Consider the following 598-nt stretch of genomic DNA (forward strand, 5'->3'; position numbering starts at 1 on the left):
GCCCCACGGCTGGGACTCCCTCGTGGACCCGTGGGTCGACTCGCTCGCGGTGAAGGCCGACAAGATCCCGAGCGCGTACCGCATCTGGCAGTCGGCCCACCGCTACCTCCAGGCGGGCGACACGGAACGAGCGGAGCTGTGCGTGCAGCTGAACGCGCTCATGCACAGCAGTGCCGTCCCTGCTGCGACACGGCTCGGTGAGGGCACGGTCTTCGGGTACGGCGGCATCGGGGTCGTCATCCACGCGCTCGCGGACCTCGGGAAGGGACTGACGATCGCGCCACACGTCACGATCGGGGGGAACGGCAAGCCGGTCCGTCGCATCGGCACCGGTGCACCGACCGTCCCGATGATCGGCGACTACGCCGTGCTGTCGACCGGGGCCAAGGTGCTCGGCGGATGTGTGGTCGGTCCGTTCGCGATCGTCGCACCCAACGCCGTCGTCATCGACGACGTCGCCCCCGGCGCCATCGTCGGCGGCGTGCCGGCCCGCGTCATCGGCCGCGTCGACCCCGAGCAGCCGTTCCGCCACAAGGCCAAGTACCTCCCGCTGCGTGGGCTCGACGACGCGGCGTTCCGTGCCCTCTTCGACGAGACC

The 598-nt window shown here is 70.9% G+C and carries 1 protein-coding gene; it reads left to right on the plus strand.

The genetic code is table 11. The annotated features are described in order from the left end of the window. A partial coding sequence (locus G3I71_RS45730; RefSeq protein WP_164324854.1) for a serine O-acetyltransferase occupies positions 1 to 598 on the plus strand: 598 nt, incomplete at both ends.

Origin of the sequence: Streptomyces sp. SID12501, assembly GCF_010550245.1 — a bacterium.
Classification (GTDB): Bacteria; Actinomycetota; Actinomycetes; order Streptomycetales; family Streptomycetaceae; genus Streptomyces.